The sequence below is a fragment of the Pseudomonas sp. CFBP13528 genome (assembly GCF_005233615.1).
Classification (GTDB): Bacteria; Pseudomonadota; Gammaproteobacteria; order Pseudomonadales; family Pseudomonadaceae; genus Aquipseudomonas; species Aquipseudomonas fluorescens_AM.
Genome location: NZ_QGAJ01000003.1, coordinates 508,244 through 524,516, shown reverse-complemented (window position 1 = coordinate 524,516; position 16,273 = coordinate 508,244). Strand labels below are relative to the sequence as shown.

General features: G+C 60.8%; 16 protein-coding genes. 7 read left to right on the top strand and 9 right to left on the bottom strand.

Annotated features, from left to right (window positions below; all coding sequences use genetic code 11):
* Nucleotides 1-43: 43 nt before the first annotated feature.
* Complete coding sequence (locus PspCFBP13528_RS08975) at nt 44-2,110, bottom strand: AsmA family protein (protein ID WP_065951483.1); 2,067 nt, start codon at nt 2,108-2,110, stop codon at nt 44-46.
* Nucleotides 2,111-2,468: 358 nt separating this feature from the next.
* Here PspCFBP13528_RS08975 and PspCFBP13528_RS08970 point away from each other — a divergent pair, with 358 nt between their 5' ends.
* Complete coding sequence (locus PspCFBP13528_RS08970; protein ID WP_065951484.1) at nt 2,469-2,840, top strand: hypothetical protein; 372 nt, start codon at nt 2,469-2,471, stop codon at nt 2,838-2,840.
* A 151-nt stretch (nt 2,841-2,991) separates the two neighbouring features.
* A complete protein-coding gene (locus PspCFBP13528_RS08965; RefSeq protein WP_017526383.1) occupies nt 2,992-3,624 on the top strand; it encodes a TetR family transcriptional regulator in 633 nt (210 codons plus the stop codon).
* Nucleotides 3,625-3,629: 5 nt separating this feature from the next.
* On the opposite strand, the gene PspCFBP13528_RS08960 is transcribed toward PspCFBP13528_RS08965, so the two are convergent.
* Nucleotides 3,630-4,127, bottom strand: coding sequence for a C40 family peptidase (locus tag PspCFBP13528_RS08960; RefSeq protein WP_101219039.1), 498 nt, complete (start codon nt 4,125-4,127; stop codon nt 3,630-3,632).
* Between the two features lie 338 nt (nt 4,128-4,465).
* On the opposite strand from PspCFBP13528_RS08960, the gene ureE reads away from it, so the two are divergent.
* From ureE to PspCFBP13528_RS08935, 5 genes are all read left to right on the top strand, one after another.
* Entirely contained in the window at nt 4,466-4,966 is a 501-nt protein-coding gene (gene ureE / locus PspCFBP13528_RS08955) for an urease accessory protein UreE (RefSeq protein WP_137200015.1), read from the top strand.
* Nucleotides 4,963-5,637: an urease accessory UreF family protein gene (locus tag PspCFBP13528_RS08950; RefSeq protein WP_137200014.1), complete on the top strand. Its 675-nt coding sequence runs from the start codon at nt 4,963-4,965 to the stop codon at nt 5,635-5,637. Before ureE ends, PspCFBP13528_RS08950 begins: the two co-directional genes overlap by 4 nt.
* Before the next feature lie 21 nt (nt 5,638-5,658).
* On the top strand, nt 5,659-6,273 hold the full coding sequence (ureG, locus tag PspCFBP13528_RS08945) for an urease accessory protein UreG (RefSeq protein ID WP_057724209.1): 615 nt from the start codon (nt 5,659-5,661) through the stop codon (nt 6,271-6,273).
* A gap of 20 nt (nt 6,274-6,293) precedes the next feature.
* Nucleotides 6,294-6,866 (top strand): HupE/UreJ family protein, encoded by a 573-nt coding sequence (locus tag PspCFBP13528_RS08940; protein WP_137200013.1) that lies wholly within the window; start codon nt 6,294-6,296, stop codon nt 6,864-6,866.
* A 180-nt stretch (nt 6,867-7,046) separates the two neighbouring features.
* Nucleotides 7,047-8,156, top strand: a complete 1,110-nt coding sequence (locus PspCFBP13528_RS08935) for an AGE family epimerase/isomerase (RefSeq protein WP_137200012.1) — start codon at nt 7,047-7,049, stop codon at nt 8,154-8,156.
* Nucleotides 8,157-8,266: 110 nt separating this feature from the next.
* On the opposite strand, the gene PspCFBP13528_RS08930 is transcribed toward PspCFBP13528_RS08935, so the two are convergent.
* From PspCFBP13528_RS08930 to PspCFBP13528_RS08900, 7 genes are all read right to left on the bottom strand, one after another.
* Nucleotides 8,267-9,172, bottom strand: a complete 906-nt coding sequence (locus PspCFBP13528_RS08930) for a cation diffusion facilitator family transporter (protein WP_101218914.1) — start codon at nt 9,170-9,172, stop codon at nt 8,267-8,269.
* 183 nt (nt 9,173-9,355) lie between these two features.
* Nucleotides 9,356-10,120, bottom strand: a complete 765-nt coding sequence (locus PspCFBP13528_RS08925) for an SDR family oxidoreductase (RefSeq protein WP_137200010.1) — start codon at nt 10,118-10,120, stop codon at nt 9,356-9,358.
* 705 nt (nt 10,121-10,825) lie between these two features.
* Entirely contained in the window at nt 10,826-11,542 is a 717-nt protein-coding gene (locus PspCFBP13528_RS08920; RefSeq protein WP_137200009.1) for an ABC transporter ATP-binding protein, read from the bottom strand.
* On the bottom strand, nt 11,539-12,414 hold the full coding sequence (locus tag PspCFBP13528_RS08915; RefSeq protein WP_065951493.1) for an ATP-binding cassette domain-containing protein: 876 nt from the start codon (nt 12,412-12,414) through the stop codon (nt 11,539-11,541). Before PspCFBP13528_RS08915 ends, PspCFBP13528_RS08920 begins: the two co-directional genes overlap by 4 nt.
* A complete protein-coding gene (gene livM / locus PspCFBP13528_RS08910) occupies nt 12,411-13,688 on the bottom strand; it encodes a high-affinity branched-chain amino acid ABC transporter permease LivM (RefSeq protein ID WP_065951494.1) in 1,278 nt (425 codons plus the stop codon). The genes PspCFBP13528_RS08915 and livM overlap by 4 nt, the downstream gene beginning before the upstream one ends.
* Before the next feature lie 2 nt (nt 13,689-13,690).
* Nucleotides 13,691-14,605, bottom strand: a complete 915-nt coding sequence (locus tag PspCFBP13528_RS08905; protein WP_003188099.1) for a branched-chain amino acid ABC transporter permease — start codon at nt 14,603-14,605, stop codon at nt 13,691-13,693.
* 183 nt (nt 14,606-14,788) lie between these two features.
* Complete coding sequence (locus tag PspCFBP13528_RS08900) at nt 14,789-15,922, bottom strand: branched-chain amino acid ABC transporter substrate-binding protein (RefSeq protein ID WP_101218916.1); 1,134 nt, start codon at nt 15,920-15,922, stop codon at nt 14,789-14,791.
* Between the last annotated feature and the right edge of the window lie 351 nt (nt 15,923-16,273).

The following is a 16,273-nucleotide window of genomic DNA, read 5'->3' as shown; positions in this document are numbered from 1 at the left end:
CGGGGGCAAGCCCCCTCCCACATTTGCTTTCAGGTGCAGTCCGTTACTTCACGGTCTTGGGCGCCTTGCCTTCTTTCATCTGTTGCAGCAACGGTGCGCAGGCATTGGGCTCGCCGCCGCTTGGGGCAACCAGTGCAAGCAACCCGGCCGCCGGGCCGGCGATCACACCCAGCGCGACCATGCCCGCGCCACGCAGCGCCAGGGGAATGGCCTTGACCCCCGCATTGGGCTTGATGAACGGCCCGTTCACATACAACGGTGAGCGCAGGGAGAACAAACGGAAGCCCTTGGACTCCGGGGTAATGGTCAGGTCCAACTGTTCGGTCGCCATATTCGCCGTACCATCGACGTAGATGATCGCGTTCTCGGTATCGAACACAAACAACCGGGTGGTCGCCAGGCCAGTCTTGATGCCGAAGTCTGCCGCGGCGCAGTTGATCTTCACTTCCTTGTCGCCAAACAGGCGCCCCACCACGTAATTGCCCACGTTGAGGCCGGCGATTTCCATCAGGCCACGGCTGATCGCACCGTCGTTGATCAGCATCTTCAGGTCACCGTTGGCGGTGCCCAGCAGCGCTGCCACGGAGTTGCCGCGCCCGGCAATATCGGCGTCGCCGTTGAGTTCGCCAAAGCTGGTTTTCATCGGCTCAAAGCTTGGGAACAACTGCTTGAGCTTGAAGTTACGCGCCGTGAGCTTCGCCCGGCCTTCCATCGGCGCGGTACGGCCGTTCAAGCGGATCTGCGCATCGAGCTTGCCGCCGGCCACGCCGAAGCGCAGGGGCTCCAGGCTCAGCTCACCATTGTCGAGTACCAGGTGCGTATAGAGGTCGGTGAACGGCAGCTCGGCGCTGTGCACGATGCGTTTGCCGGTGAATTCCACGTCGGCATCCATCTCGCGCCAGCGCTCGGTGCGGAACTCTTCGACCGGCAGCACCTTGGTCGCCGGTTGCTTGCTTTCACCGCCACGGGCTTTCTGCTTGGCATTGGAATCGGCGCCGATCAGGGGCGCCAGGTCGTCCATCAGCAGCTGATTGGACACCAGCGCGCCGCTGAGCTTGGGCCGTGGCTGGCTGGCCACGTAGGCCAGGTCGCCGTGAATATCACTGTTGCCGATCTTGCCGTTGAAGTTTTCATAGCGGAACGACGCGCCGCTGGCTTCATGCAGCTTGGCGATCAGATGACCGTCGGTTGAATACGCCGGCGAATCGGGCAACGTCACGCCGGTCAGCGGGTAGAGATTGCCCAGGCTGGCACCGGCGAGCTTCAGGCGCAGGTCCAGGGCGCCGAGGTTCAGCGGGTCGGTCAGGGTGCCGGCCAGGGCGATGCGGGTGTCGGCGATCTTGACCTGGGCCTGCAGCGGGAACGGCTTGGCCGCGTCCTGCAGGGCGAGCAGGCCGCCGATCTTGCCGGTGCCGGCGAGCGCCTGGCCATGGTACTGACCCTTGACCTTGAGGGCGAACGCGTAGTCCTGGGGCGCCGAGCCTTTTTCCAGGGCCTTTTTGGCATCCGCGTCTCCGACGATTTCACCGAAGGGAATCGGTTTGCCCAGCGGGTCGATGATCACATCGAGCCGGGTCTTGAGGGTCTGGTCGTCGAGGGTGACGTGGCCCTTGTCGAAGCCGATGGCGCCGATATCCACCACCCAGCTGGAAGGCTCGGCGTCGGGATCCTTGGGGTCGAACTTGAAGGTCCAGTTGGCGCGGCCGTCAGCCAGGCGCTGCAGGTCGGCGCTCGGTTCGGTGAGGTCGATACGCGGGATCACCACGCGTTGTGCCAGCAACGCCAATGGCGAAATACGCAACTCGACCTTCTTGAGCGTGACCATCTGCGGTTGCTTGGACCAATCGGGATTGCCCAGGCTCAGGTCTTCGGCAATCACATGGGGCCAGGGCACCCAGGCCCGCCAGCCACCCTCGTCGGGCTCACGCTGCCACACCACCGCCAGGTTGCCGTTGATGGCGAATGGGCGGTGCAACTCTTCGGAGACCTTGGCATTGAGGGGTGGCTTGATGCGGTTCCAGTCAAAAAACACCAGGACCAATACCGCGATGGCAATTAACAGAACGACGCTGGCGCAGCACCAGGCGACGATTTTTCGAGTGCGCGTCATTGCACAGAACTCCTGAATACGACTGGCTGGGCAACAGCCTTTTACACAGCTTATAGGACTACGACTGGCAAAGTGCCCGGGGGTTTAACGCAACGGCGGATTTAGCCGAAAAAAGCGATTTTCCTGATCGATCAGACCGTTTCTGATCATCCGCCACGCACCATTGTTACCCAGGTTCGTGTCGAAAATACCCACTGCGGTGCAAAACCGCGTGCTTGAGAGGCGCGATCTAGAGCGTCCCCGGCGAACAATCAATTCTGTTGATTATTACCATTGTGTTTATGAACTTTTATATCGACTTATCAAGAGTAGCATTAGCCCTGTACCCACTTTATCGCCCTCCCAAGGAGCAACCCTCATGAAACGCCAAGTACTTGCTACCGTCCTGTTATCCGTCCTGGCTTCCAGTGCCTTTGCCCTGCCAGCCGCCGAACAGGCCACCCCACAGAACCAGGCCCAGGCCGTGCAGTCGAGCCAGACCCTGGCCCGCAGCGGTTCGCAGGAAGATGAAAACCGTGACTACGCTAAAGGCGCTGTCGCTGAAAACGGTTCGGAGCAGGCCAACAAACGTGCCTACACCGAAGGCCTGACTGAAGGTGGCAACGACCGCCTGCAAGAAAAAGGTCTGGTAGAAGGCGGCGCTGAACAAGCCAATGACCGCGCCTACACCCAAGGTATTGCTGAAGGTGGTGCCGACCGTCTGCAAGAACTGCATCAAGCACAGAGCTAAGCCCGTGGTGGCCCAGAAAAAAGCCCGATCTGCCGATCGGGCTTTCGCTTTTATATAGACCGCGTCACGTCTGCCCCCCGCCAAGTTCGACGCCGGCAAAGCGGTTTTGCTAGAGTGCGTCGCTGTACTCGCCGACAAAGCCCATCCGCTCATGCTGCCCCGCGCCGAACAGAAGCAACAGACTCGCCTCGCCCTGATGGACGCTGCCCGCCATCTGATGGAGTGTGGCCGTGGGTTTGGCAGCTTGAGCCTGCGCGAAGTGGCCAAGACAGCGGGTATCGTGCCCACCGGGTTCTATCGCCATTTTGCCGACATGGACCAGCTTGGGCTCGTATTGGTCAGTGAAGTCGGCCAGACGTTCCGCGCCACGATTCGCCTGGTGCGCCACAACGAATTCGTCATGGGCGGGATCATCGATGCGTCCGTGCGGATCTTTCTCGATGTGGTCTCGGCCAACCGTTCCCAATTCCTGTTCCTGGCCCGCGAACAATACGGTGGTTGCCTGGCCGTGCGCCAAGCCATCGGCGCGCTGCGCGAAGACATCACTCGCGACCTGGCAGCCGACCTTACGCTGATGCCCAAGCTGCAACACCTGGATGCCGACGGCTTGCACGTAATGGCCGACCTGATCGTCAAGAGCGTGTTCGCCACCCTGCCCGATATCATCGACCCGCCCGCCCAGGCCTTGCCTGCCCACCTCACGCCCCAGGCGAAAATCACCCAGCAATTGCGCTTTATCTTTATCGGCCTCAAGCATTGGCAAGGCCTGGGCAGCACCGAGTAATACGCTCAGCCGGCCTTATGAAAGCGCTTGGCGGTGGTGTAGTTCCTGTTCCAGTAGCTATTGCTCAACGAATCGATACGTACGTTTTTGCCGGTACGCGGTGAATGGATGAATTTGCCCTCGCCGATATACAGCCCGACGTGACTCACTCGCCCCTGCCCATTGCCTTTGAAAAAGACCGCGTCGCCCGGCTTCAACGCCGTGCGCTTGATGGTCGCGGCCGTTGAACGGTGCATCGCAGTCGTGGTGCGCGGGAGCTGGATATTGGCTTGGGTCTTGAACAGATAGACCAGGAAGCTGCTGCAATCGAACCCTTGATCGGTAGACGTACCGCCCAACTTGTAGGGTGTGCCGAGCAGTTGATGGGCGCGGTCGATCACATTTTCGACGGAAGACGATGCATGGGCGGAAACAAACATCGGTGGCTGTTGAAGAGTGGCCGAGGCTGAGGAGATAAGACAAGACAGGCTGACGACGACAGAACAGATAAGTGACTTGAACATGATGAACATCGCGGCGGATTAAACACGGCGCGAATCTTAAAGAACCACCACGTAAACTCACGAAGGCTTATTCCCGGGCTCTTGTAGGATAATTCCTTAAAACCAAATGAAGAATTGGATGAAAGAAATTTCATGCAATACGCCAGCGTACTCCACGCAAAATGCCCCTTCCCGGTGCTTCAGCCCGCTACAACGCACCAACTTGCATCACAGGCGCATTCAGTGAGTGCCCTGCCGTGTGGCATTCGCGCCCTGCTGACAGGAATTTCCTACGTGCCTGCGGGGTTGGCAAGCCCCTTGCTCTAGCACCCTTATCGTTCATAGCTGGAAACCCTCCGATGCTGGTGATCCACCGCCGAATCGCCCCGCAAGCCCTCTGGGCCGCCGAGCTGCTGCTGAACTTCGAAGCTCGCAGCAAAAGCCGCCTGCGCTGTTTCAGTGCCGACGGTGAAGACGTCGGCCTGTTTTTGGAGCGTGGGCAACCGCCGCTGCACGATGGCGAATTCCTGCAAGCCGAAGACGGACGCGTCGTACGTGTCTGCGCACGCCCTGAGCAACTGCTGCACGTCACCTGCCGCAACGCCTTTGAACTGACCCGCGCGGCCTATCACCTGGGCAATCGCCATGTGGCCCTGCAGGTCGGCGATGGCTGGCTGCGCCTGCTTGATGACTATGTGCTCAAGGCCATGCTCGAACAGTTGGGCGCCGATGCGCAAGCGATCGAGGCGCCTTTCCAACCCGAACACGGGGCCTATGGCGGCGGTCATCATCACTCGCGCCATGGCGACGAAGACTTCAATTACGCGCCTAAACTGCATCAGTTCGGCGTGCGTCCATGAACCCGGCCTGGGCGCTGTTGCGCCTGGCCAGTCCGCAGTTGCCGATTGGCGGCTACAGCTACTCCCAGGGCCTGGAAATGGCGGTGGAGAACGGCCGCGTCAACGATACCGCCAGCGCGCGGCGCTGGATCAGCGATCAATTGTTGCTCAATCTCGCGCGTTTCGAAGCGCCGTTGCTGCTCGCCCATTGCCGCGCCGCCGCTGAACAGGCCTGGCCGCGCCTGGCGCAGTTGTGTGAAGAACACCGTGCCAGCCGCGAAACCCGCGAGCTGTATCAGGAGAGTCGGCAGATGGGCTACTCCCTGCAACAATTGCTCTGTGGCCTGCCGGAGTTAGACGCCGACGCCAGTGATTTCCTTGACCAACAGCCTGAACCCCATCTGGCCCTTGGCTGGGCGTTGGCCGCACGGGCCTGGGCCATCCCCCCCGATGACGCCCTCGCGGCCTGGCTCTGGAGCTGGCTGGAAAACCAGTTGGCGGTGCTGATGAAGACCCTGCCCCTGGGCCAGCAAGCCGCGCAGCGCCTGACCAGCGAACTGCTGCCACTGTTGCAGCAGGCCCAGCAGACGGCTGGCCGCGTCGAACCCGATCACCTTGGCAGCGCCGCGTTTGGCCTGTCTTTGGCGTGCATGGCCCACGAGCGCCAGTACAGCCGCCTGTTCCGTTCCTGAGGCTTTTTTGGAGAACCCACCATGAACACACAACCCCTGCGCGTCGGCATCGGCGGCCCGGTCGGCTCCGGCAAGACCGCCCTGACCCTGGCCCTGTGCCTGGCGCTGCGCGAGCGCTATAACCTGGCGGTGGTTACCAACGACATCTACACCCGCGAAGACGCAGATTTTTTGGTGCGCAACCAGGCCCTGGCGCCGGAACGCATCATCGGCGTGGAAACCGGCGGCTGCCCGCACACGGCGATCCGCGAAGATGCCTCGATCAACCTGGAGGCGGTGGACCAGCTCAACCGCCGGTTTCCAGGCCTGGACCTGATTCTGGTGGAGTCCGGCGGCGATAACCTGTCGGCGACGTTCAGCCCCGAGCTGTCGGACCTCACCATCTACGTGATCGATGTGTCCGCCGGCGACAAGCTGCCGCGCAAGGGCGGGCCCGGTATTTGCAAATCCGACCTGCTGGTGATCAACAAGATCGACCTCGCGCCACTGGTGGGTGCCTCGCTGGAATTGATGAACAGCGACACCCAACGCATGCGCAATGGCAAACCCTTTGTGTTCAGCAATCAGAAAACCGGCGTCGGCCTGGATGAAATCGTCGCTTTCATCGAACGTCAAGGCCTGCTGACCGCTGCCTGATCCCCCTACGGAGTCTGTTTATGAACCTCAAGAAACTGTTCGCCACCGCCGCGCTGCTGCTGGCCCCCGCCCTCGCCTTCGCGCACCCGGGCCACGGCGACAATGGCCTGGTCGCCGGTATCAGCCACCCATTGGGCGGGCTCGACCACCTGCTGGCCATGGTTGCGGTCGGCCTGTGGGCGGCGCAGCAAAAAGGCAACGCACGTTGGGCGCTGCCTTGTGCCTTTGTCGGCACTATGTTGATCGGTGGCATGCTCGGTTTTGAAGGCCTGCAACTGCCGGCGCTGGAAAGCGGGATCGCCGCATCGGTGCTGGCGCTGGGCCTGGCGGTAGCGCTGGCAGTGCGGCCACCGCTGTTCGTGGCGGTGGGGGCAACGGCATTGTTTGCGTTGTTCCATGGCGTGGCCCATGGCCTGGAGCTGCCGGACATGTCCAGCCCCTGGGCGTACGCGGCAGGGTTTGTCGGCGCGACGGCTGCGTTGCATGCGGCGGGTTATGCGGTGGTGCGTTTCCTGCCTGCGGCGGCAGCGCCGTTGGTGCGGGTGGCGGGGGCGGCTTCGGCGGCGACTGGGGCCTGGTTGTTGGCGGGCTGATCTTCAGCGCTGCTGAAGGCCTCATCGGGGGCAAGCCCCCTCCCACAGTTAACCGCGTTCCAACGTTGAAATGCGGTCGAAGGTGGGAGGGGGCTTGCCCCCGATAGCGGCGCCACAGACACCACAGTTCCCAAGCCTGATAACATGCGCGCCACACCCCTGCCGTGACGACGCCAGCCAATGCCCATCGCTTCTGTGCCCGCTTTGAATTCCGTGCTCACGCACTTCCATGACCTGATCGTGCCGCTGTGGCAAGGCCCGGGCTGGAATGCCGAGCTGGCGCTGCCCTTCGAGGCGCTGGACGCCAATCATCAGCCGCTGCCCCCGCAACGCTACCGCGCCATGGCCTGCGCCCGCCAGTTGTACCTGTTTGCCAGCCTGATCGGTGAGCCCGGCACGGCCTTCGCGCAAGCGCGCGCGGCAGAGTTGTTCCGTTCCCTGCAACGGCACTTCCACGACGCCGAGCACGGCGGCTGGTTCTACAGCATCGACCCGGCCGGGCAGCCACTGGATAAACGCAAAGACCTCTACACCCACGCCTTCATCATCTTTGCCTGCGCGCAATACTGGGCCAAGGTACGTGAACCCTTGGTGGAGTCGGTGCTCAATGCCGCGCTCGAAGTGGTCGCCCAACGTTTCGCAACCGGTGACGGTCTGTACGAAGCGGTGCTGGACCGCAACTGGGCCTCGCTCAAGTCGGGCCCGTTGCAAAACCCGTTGATGCACCTGGCCGAAGGCTTCCTCGCCACCCTCGCAGTGCGTGACGACGCCGACGTACAAGCGGCCCTGCTGGCATTGGCGACGGCCATGCAGCAACGCTTCATTGATCGCCAGCATGGCGTGATGTTGGAGAAACCGCTGGGTGCTGTGGATAACTGGTTTGAGCCAGGGCACCAGTTCGAGTGGTTCTTTTTGCTGGAATCCTCAGAAGTATTGCGCGGCACACCGCTGCATGCGTCGCTGACACGGGCGTTCGCCTATGCCGAACAGACCGGTGTGGATAAGTTGAGTGGTGCGGTCAGCGGCATGCTGTCCGTGGATGGCACGGTGCGCGACGGCACCCAGCGTATCTGGGCCCAGGCCGAGTACCTGCGGGCATTGACCTTGCGCCCCGGCAGCGAGGCCGTGCTGCAGCGTCAATTGCTGGCGCTGCAAGAGCATTTCCTGCATGCGAAGGGTTGGCATGAATGCCTGGATGCCGAGGGTCAGGTGAGCCGGAGGGATATGCCTTCTACCACGCCTTATCATTTGGCGACTTGCTATCAGGGTTTGATCCAGCATTTGGGCTGACCTTCAGGGCCTCATCGGGGGCAAGCCCCCTCCCACACTTGACTGCTGTGAACCCGGTCCAATGTGGGAGGGGGCTTGCCCCCGATAGCCTCACCTCGGTCTGACAGCCCTCACGCAATCCACTTGCGATCCCCAGTAAAACTGATCGTCAACCAGCGCGCCGCATCCGGCGTGCCCAGCGCTGTGGATATCTCTTCGCGCAACCCGTCGAGGGTCGCGACCTTATCCACTGGGTAATCGGCCGGCAACACCACATGAATTTCAATGAATCGTGCCCGCCCGTGCTTCTGCACGTAGGACACGTAGTCGTCGAAGCCATGCCTGGCCTGCGCCGCGTCCATCACTTCGCGCACGGTGTCGTCCAAGTGATCCGGGGCAATGCCCAGCACCTCACGCAAGGCCGGGCGCAGGATCTTGAACGCCGGCGCCAGCATGCTCAGGGCCAGTAGAATCAGGATCAGCGGGTCGACGTACACCGCCCACTCGCCATACCCCTGGGACTTGAGCAACAGTGCCGCCAGAAAGCTGATCAGCAAGCCCACCGACAGCATTGCGTCCACCAGCCAACTGATATTGTCGAACTGGATCAGCGAGGATTTCAACCTGCGGTTGCGGTAGCGCACATAGAAAAAGTAGGCGAACTCCACGACGGTAAACACCGCCGCATACACGATCACCAGCCCCAACTCGATTTCGCGACCGCCATTGATAATGCCGAACACACCGTTGAGAAACGCGTAGATGGCGATCAGCAGCAGGAAGCTGCCTTCGATCAACAGCACCATCGGCTCCAGGTGCCAATAGCCGAACTGGAAACGCTCGTTGCTTTTCTTGGCGATCAGCTTGGCCGTGATCAGCATCAGCACCTTGATGGCGGTGGCGATCAGCGAGAAAAAGCCGTCGAACAGAATGGATTGGGCGCCGGACATCACACCCGTGACAATCCCGGCGATCGCGACTGCGAACATCAGGATGGTCGATTGTTTGAGCAGTGCCTGCTCACCTCGGTTACTCACATTTCCTCCCGTCAAAACCTTTAAACCGCAGGGTGCGGTGGGGTTTTCAAAGGTGGAGTGTACCTTATGGCCTGTTTTTGGCCGATTTGACGCCATCGGGGGCAAGCCCCCTCCCACATTTGGAACGCATTTCAACCTGTGGGAGGGGGCTTGCCCCCGATGGCAGCGACTCGGTCTAAAGCCTTACTTGGCCCCACGCTCAATCGCAAACCCAGCCCAGGTCTGGCTCACCGGCATCAGTTCCAGCCGGTTGATATTCACGTGCGCCGGCGTGTTCAGCACCCAGAAGATTGTGTCGGCAATATCCTGCGGCTGGATCGGCTCGGCGCCGGCATAGGTCGCGTCATAGCGCGCCTGATCACCACCGAAACGCACCAGGGAAAACTCGCTCTCGCACAAGCCCGGCTCGATGTTGGTCACCCGCACGCCGGTGCCTTGCAGATCGCAGCGCAGGTTCAGCGAGAATTGCTTTACGAACGCCTTGGAGCCGCCGTACACGTGGCTGCCCGGGTAGGGGTAACTGCCGGCGATGGAACCCAGGTTGATGATCCCGGCGCCACGGCCATGGGCGATCAGGCGCGGCAGCAGCAGGTGGGTGGTGGTCAACAGGCCCTTGATATTGGTGTCGACCATGGTTTCCCAATCGTCGAGGTTGCACTTGGGCGCAGGGTCAGCGCCCACGGCCAGGCCGGCGTTGTTGATCAGCCCGCGCAGCTTGGCGAACGCTGGCGGCAGGTTGGCGATGGCTTCTTCCATGCCTTGGCGATCACGCACGTCCACCACCAGACCATGCACTTCGGTCTGCCTGGAGAGTTCTTCGACCAGCGCATTCAAACGCTCGGCACGCCGGCCAGTGAGCACCAGTTTCCAGCCGGCCTCGGCAAAACGGCGGGCACAGGCTTCTCCGAAACCTGAAGTGGCGCCAGTAATAAACAGCGTGTCGGACATGGTGTTCTCCTTGCGGGCAACGAAAAAAGTTGCCAGCAGAATGCCCTTACGCCGCCGTTGCGGCAACCGCTATGCGCACACCTTCATGTCGGACTGATCATTTTTTAACCACCCCTGGCAGAGCTATATGAATCGCGGCCTGCAGCCATGTACGCGCAGGTTATCCACAACTGCGCCCACAGTCTTTGGGGGCAAGTGCACATCGCCTCGGGCCACGGTATACAAGGCTTGCAGGTGTTTGCGCAAAGTTTTTTGCTTGACCAGGATGCAGGGCGTATGCAGGCAATTTCACTCGATGAGATGCGAACGATGGCTACAGGCCAGTCATTCCGGCCTCTGCGGCGGTCTTTCCAGAGTTTAGTCACAGACTTATCCACAGGCTGAACTGACCTATTTCGGTCATATACCTGTGTCTTTAAACAGGTTGACAAAACCCTCGGACGGCCGTGAAAAAGCCACTGATCAAAAAACAACCACAAGCCTGCAGGCCACGTATTCAAAGGCGTTCAGCCATGTACCACCACGTTACCCACAGCCGGTTCCACAGTGGATGGGGACAAGTCAAAACTGTGACAAAACAGGTATTTGCGGCGGCTATATGTCGCGCTTTGGAGGGGGGCTGGAATTGTTTTCCACAATTTCAAAAGCCACTCGAAATCAAATGTGGGAGGGGGGCTTGCCCCCCTCCCACAGGGTATTGCGCAGTCAGTGACCGCCGAGGTAGGCGTTGCGCACTTCCTCGTTCACCAGCAACTCCTTGCCGCTCCCCGTCAGGCGAATCTCGCCGTTGACCATCACATAGGCCCGGTCCGAGAGGCGCAGGGCGTGGTTGGCGTTCTGCTCCACCAGAAAGATAGTCATCCCGGTGGATGCCAGCTCGCGCAGGGTGGAAAAGATCTGTTTCACCACAATCGGCGCCAGGCCCAGGCTCGGCTCATCGAGCAGCAACAGCTTGGGCCGGCTCATCAGCGCACGCGCGATGGCGAGCATTTGCTGCTCGCCGCCGGACATGGTCATCGCCCGCTGGTTGCGCCGCTCCTTGAGCCGTGGGAACAGCTCGAACATGCGCTGCATATCCTCATCGGCGAACTTGTCGCCAATGGGGATGGTGCCCATCAGCAGGTTTTCCTCGACGGTCATGTCAGGGAATACCCGCCGCCCTTCCGGCGACTGCGCGATGCCGTTGGAGGCAATGTAGTGGGACGACTTGTGGGTGATGTCCACGCCGTTATAGAGAATCTGCCCCGACTCGGCCCGTGGCTGTCCGAAGATCGACATCAGCAGCGTGGATTTGCCCGCGCCGTTGGAGCCGATCAGGCTGACGGTTTCGCCCTCGTTGATATGCAGCGAGACTTTTTTCAGGGCCTGGATCGGGCCGTAGAACACGTCCAGGTCCTTCATTTCGAGGATAGGCCCGCTCATACCAGCTCCTCTTCGTCCGCGCCCAGGTAGGCGGCAATCACTTTCGGGTCGTTGCGGATCGCGTCCGGCCCGCCTTCGGCGATCACGTTGCCGTGGTCCAGCACCACGATGTGGTCGGAAATACTCATCACCATGCCCATGTCGTGTTCGATCAGCACCACCGTGAGGTCGTGTTCGTCGCGCAGCAGGCGAATCATCGCACTGAGGGCTTCGGTTTCCTGAGGGTTGAGGCCCGCTGCCGGTTCGTCCAGGCAGATGATCTGCGGCCGCGTGCACATGGCGCGAGCGATTTCCAGGCGGCGCTGCTGGCCGTAGGAAAGCTCGCCGGCCAGGCGGTTGGCGCAGTCCACCAGGTCGACCACTTCCAGCCAGTAAAAAGCGTGGTCGAGGGCGTCGCTTTCAGCCTTGCGGTAGCCCTTGGTGTTGAGGATGCCCGCGAGCATATTGCGGTTGACCCACATGTGCTGGGCCACCAGCAGGTTTTCCAGCACCGACATTTCCTTGAACAGGCGAATGTTCTGGAAGGTCCGCGCCAGGCCGGCGCGGTTCACCAGGTGGGTGCCGCCGAACATCTTGTAGTACACACGGCTGAAAAAGCTCTTCGGCGACACGAAGTCGGTGGCCTCAAAGCGCTCACCCAGCAACTGGATGACGTTGGTTCGCTTGCCCCGCACGTTGAGTTCGATCTTGCCGCCGCTGGCCTTGTAGAAGCCGGTGAGGCAGTTGAACACCGTGGTCTTGCCGGCGCCGTTGGGGCCGATCAGGGCAAAGATCGAATTGCGCTTGACCTGCAGGCTCACATCACTGAGGGCCTTGATGCCCCCGAAGTGCATCATCAGGTGTTCGACGGACAGCACGACTTCCTTGCTCATGGTGCTACCCCCTTGCGTGGCGCCACGCCGGTACGGCTGATGCGAATCAAGCCGCGCGGCCTCCAGATCATCATCACCACCATCAACACGCCGAACAGCAGTACGCGGTATTCAGAGAAGCTGCGCAGCAATTCAGGCGCCACGGTCAGTACGAACGCGGCGATCACCACACCCACCGTCGAGCCCATGCCGCCCAACACCACGATGGCCAGGATCAACGCCGACTCGAAGAAGGTAAACGACGACGGGTTGACGAAGCCCTGGTAGCTGGCAAAGAACACCCCCGCCAACCCGGCGGTGGACGCGCCAATGGTGAATGCCGATAGCTTGACCAGCACATGGTTCAGGCCCATGGAGCGACAGGCGATTTCATCTTCGCGCAAGGCCTCCCACGCGCGGCCGACCGGCATGCGGGTCAGGCGGTGCTTGATGTAGAGCACCGCCAGCACGACGAGGAACAGCACGATGTAGATAAACATGAACTTGATGTTGGGGTTGTAATCGAGACCGAAGAACTCGTGGAACGGAATCCCGCCATCCTTCGCGCGCTTGCCGAACTCAAGGCCCAGGAACGTCGGCGAAGGCACCGGCATACCGTTTGGCCCGCCGGTAAACGACAGCCAGTTGTTCAGCACCAGGCGGATGATTTCACCAAAGCCCAACGTCACGATGGCCAGGTAGTCGCCGTGCATTCGCAGCACCGGGAACCCGAGTATGCACCCCGCCAACGCCGCCGCGATCGCCGCCAGTGGCAGCACGCTCCAGAAGCCCAGGCCGAGGTATTGGTAACCCAGCGCCAGGCCGTAGGCACCGATGGCGTAGAACGCCACGTAACCCAGGTCGAGCAGACCGGCCAGGCCCACCACGATGTTCAGCCCCAGGCCGAGCAACACGTAGATCAACCCGAGGATCACCACGGTCAGCAGGTACTTGTTGGCGAAAATCGGGAACACGATGGCGATCACGATCAGTGCTGGAATGATCCAGCGCAGCCGCGATTTGTAGTCCGGCGGCAACACGTGCACGCCCGAGCCGCTGCTTTCGAAACCCTGCAGGATCTTCACGCCCTTGGGGGTTTGCAGGAACAGGCTCAAGGCAAAACGCCCGGCCATCACAATGGCGACCAACGTGGCAACGCGCGCAGGCTCCAGGTTGAAGCTGTAGCCGTCGAGCACCACGCCAACAATCGGGCCGAACACGATCAGCGAAATCAGCCCGGCGAGGACCGTGTCGACCACACTTTTCTTGATATCAATGGATTTGGCAGCAGACATGTTTACACCTTCGCCACAAGTGGGCGACCAAGCAGGCCCTGGGGACGGAAAATCAGAATCACCACCAGCAGGGAGAAACTGAACACGTCTTTGTAGTCAGAGTTGATCAACCCCGAGAACAACGACTCGGAGATACCGAGGATGATCCCGCCCAGCATCGCCCCAGGCAGGGAGCCGATGCCGCCGAGTACCGCTGCGGTAAACGCCTTGATGCCGATAATGAAGCCGGCATAGAAGTCGAAGGTGCCGTAATTGAGGGTGATCAGCACGCCGGCCAGGGCAGCCATGGCGGCGCCGATGACGAACACGTAGGAGATCACGCGGTCGGTGTTGATGCCCAGGATCGAGGCCATCTTGCGGTCTTGCTGGGTGGCCCGGCACATGCGGCCAAGCTTGGTGTATTTGATGATGTAGGTGAGCAACGCCATGCCGGCGAATGCCGCCACGAGGATGAACACTTTGGTGTAGGTCAGTTGCACGAAGCCGGTGCCGATGTCGACGCGCCAGGCGCCTGCCAGCAGGGTGGGAATGCCTTGTTGCTTGGCGCCCTGGGCAATCTGCGCGTAGTTCTGCAGGATCAGGGAAATGCCGATGGCGCTGATCAGCGGTGCCAGTCGGGTGGAGTTGCGCAGCGGTTTGTAGGCGACACGTTCGATGACCCAACCGTACACGCCGGTAACGACCACGGTGAAGATCAGGGTGCCGAGAATGAGCAGCGGGAAGGATTCGATGCCGAAGTAAGCCAGCAGTGCCAGACTGATCGCCGCGAGGTAAGCGGAAATCATATAAACCTCGCCGTGGGCGAAGTTGATCATGCCGATGATGCCATAGACCATTGTGTAGCCGATGGCGATCAGGCCATAGACCGACCCGAGGGTCAGGCCGTTGACCAGTTGCTGCAGGAAAATACCATCCATAACGCAATCTCACGCGGTGAGCACCTGCACACCGAGGGGTGTGCGGCGCTTCTGGAGGAAAAAACAGCGACCAATAACCACACTGTTCCAAGGTGGGAGGGGGCTTGGCCCCGATGCGGTGTATCAGTCAACAAAGGTGCAGCTGACCCACCACAATCGGGGGCAAGCCCCCTCCCACATGGATTACTTCTGTTTTTCCAGCTGGTGGTATTTGCCGTCTTTATCCCACTGGTAAACCACGTAGTCGGAGATTTTCAGGTCGCCCTTGGCATCCCAGGCCTTTTCGCCCATGACGGTTTTAACCGGGTTAGCCTTGAGCCACTTGGCCGCGTTTTCGCCCTTGTTGGACTTGGCACCATTGAAGCCGGCGGCCAGGGCCTGGATCGAGGCGTAGGCGTACAGGGTGTAGCCTTCCGGCTCGTACCCGCTTTTACGGAAGGCATCCACCACCGCCTTGCTGTCTGGCAACAGACGCGGGTCAGCACCGAAGGTCATGTAGACGCCATCCACGTACTGGTTGCCACCGGCGGTTTTTGCCAGTTCATCGGTCACTACGCCGTCATCGGACATAAACGCGGCCTTGAGGCCCGCCTCGCGAATCTGACGAACCAGGGGACCTGCTTCGGGATGCAGACCGCCGAAGTACACGACGTCGGCACCCAGGGAACGGATCTTGGTCACCAGGGCGCTGAAGTCTTTCTCGCCACGGGTCAAGCCTTCTTCCAGCACCGGTTTGACGCCGCGCTTGGTCAACTGCGCAGCGGTGGCGTCGGCCAGGCCTTTGCCGTAGGTGTCCTTGTCGTTGATCACCGCGACTTTCTTGCCTTTGAGCACGTCGACGATGTAGTCGCCGGCGACGATGCCCTGCTGGTCATCGCGCCCGCACATGCGGAACATGGCGCCCAGGCCGCGCTCGGTGACCTGTGGGTTGGTGGAGCCGGGAGTGATCGCGATGATGCCTGCTTCGTCGTAGACCTCAGACGCCGGGATGGTGTTGGACGAGCAGAAGTGCCCGACCACGCCGATCACTTTGTCCTGGTCGGCCAGGCGGTTGGCCACGGCCACCGCCTGTTTTGGCTCGCAGGCGTCATCGCCGGCCACCAGCACGATCTGCTCGCCGTTGATGCCACCGGCCTTGTTGATAACATCGGCTGCCGCCTGGGCACCCTTCATGTACTGCTCACCGAAAGCGGCGTTGGCGCCCGTCATCGGGCCTGCCACACCAATTTTCACATCAGCTTGAACAAACGTAGAAACACCCAGCGCCGCAGCAACGGCGAGGGCCAGAAAACCTTTCTTGTAAAACGTCTGGGACATGAGTGGTGCTCCGGTATTTTTGATTTTTGGCACGACAACTTGCATTCAAACCTTTCACCGAAAGCTCAGAGCAAGCCGCGTGCCATTACTTTTTTATTCTTCAAAAAGACACCGTGTCATTGTTATTGCAGGCGTTTCACGTCCTCCCGCCAGGACGTGCAACCGTCTAGCCTCGACAGGTGCAACCTGCAAGCCAAAAAAGTACAACCTTGAACGGTGAGACCTGCAACCGAAGGGATAAACGGCAGCTCCAGGCGCTGTAACCCTGCGCGTAACGGAACTGCACATTTACAGTGCGTGATTGCTACGACTTGCACCAATACAGATGGGTAGCCGGCTAAGGAAATGCCC